Origin of the sequence: Pseudomonas emilianonis (assembly GCF_023072625.1) — a bacterium.
GTDB lineage: Bacteria > Pseudomonadota > Gammaproteobacteria > Pseudomonadales > Pseudomonadaceae > Aquipseudomonas > Aquipseudomonas paraveronii.
On the sequence record NZ_JAKNRV010000645.1, the window covers coordinates 1 to 1,444 of the forward strand.

The following is a 1,444-nucleotide window of genomic DNA, read 5'->3' on the forward strand; positions in this document are numbered from 1 at the left end:
GGAGTCGCCGGTCAGGGCGCCGAGCAATGCACCGCCGGCAGCGCCGATGGCCGCGCCGGTAACGACCGACTTGGTCATGTCCGAATCGGTCGTGCGCAGGTGCTGCACCGGCTCATAGCAGTTCGGGTAGTACTCGACCTTGGTGCTCGACGCGACCTTGGAGGCCGGCGACGTGGCGCAACCAGTCAACACGGTGCTGAAACCGGCCGCGATCAGCAGCAGGTGACGCTTGGAAACCGCCTTACGGGAAAAAAGCATAGATGTGTTCTCTTTTAAGTTTGACTTGCCCAGCACGGCCCACCGCCGCCTGAGTCCCTTCCAAGCTCGCCCGCACGCCAGCGATCAAGACCGCTGACCGCTGGCTGCGAGCAATTCCTTCAAAATCGTTGCCGGGTCGGCCCGCTGTTGCTTGCGGTAGTCGCCGACATGGCGAACGAACAGTGTCGCGCGCGTCACCAGGCTTTTGCCGAGCACTGGCTTGCGATCCAACTCTTCCTTGATCCGTTGAAACTGTGCCTGGATCACCGCATCGGTGTAGCGCGTGCCGGTGGCCAGGTTGTCGATATAGATCGCCACCGCACCGTCGAGCGCGCTGCGCCCGTTGGCGATGGCCGTGGCAAACAGTTGCGCACTGGCCTCGTCCTTAGCATCCACGGCCTGCTGGCGACTCTTTTGCAGGTTGATCAGGCGGATGTTGTAGTTGTTGATGGTCTCGGCCACCAACGCCGCCGACTGAATCAAGTTGCCCGCCGCTTCTTCGCGTTGCTGGGCGATCAGCGAGACGTTGCGCTTGAGCTCTTCGTTGACCAGCCCCAGCTCGGCTTGCAGCCGTGGGTCGACGCTGGCGGCGATGATGCTGTCCAGGCGCTTGGTCGGGTCCTGGGCGTCATCGATGGCATCGGTCAGCGAGGCCAGGCGGCCCTCTTTCTGCCACTGCGCGAACAGCTCCTTGTAGCGCGAACGCGGTGCCGACAGCGCGCCAATCGCCACGCGAAAACCGGTGGTCTCGTTGCTTTGCTCGGTGCCGTCGGCGGCGAACAACGGGTACTCACGGCGCATGCCAGTGAACAGCGTGCCCTCGCCTTCCAGGTAATTGCCGCCCTTGACCACAAAGCCGCCGTAGGCGCCCTGGCGACGCCCGGCATGCACCAGTTGGAAGGATTCCTGGACCATTTCCGCCGCGTTGCCGATCACATCGAACATACCGATCGGGTTGGGCAATTTGGTGCCGATGGGCATCAGCCGTGCGGCCTGGCCGGTGCCGCCGGCAACCTGGTTGAACACCGCCCAATCCGCCAGCGGGCCGTCGCTTTCACTGCCCTCGATACGCCGGGGGAACAGGCGCCCTTCCAAGTCCTGGCGACTCACTGCCTGCCCCCCGCGCGCGGCGAATTCCCATTCCACTTCGGTGGGCAGGCGCACAAAACCGAGGCCGCCGTCGTCG

The 1,444-nt window shown here is 64.2% G+C and carries 1 protein-coding gene and 1 pseudogene; both read right to left on the bottom strand.

Features of this window, described 5'->3' with window-relative positions:
* A pseudogene (locus L9Z73_RS30420) lies at window positions 1-258 on the bottom strand (type VI secretion system-associated lipoprotein TagQ); the annotation flags it as partial.
* Between the two features lie 84 nt (window positions 259-342).
* Window positions 343-1,444, bottom strand: a 1,102-nt coding sequence (locus tag L9Z73_RS30425; RefSeq protein ID WP_247408662.1) for a formylglycine-generating enzyme family protein, incomplete at its 5' end; no start/stop codon positions are given.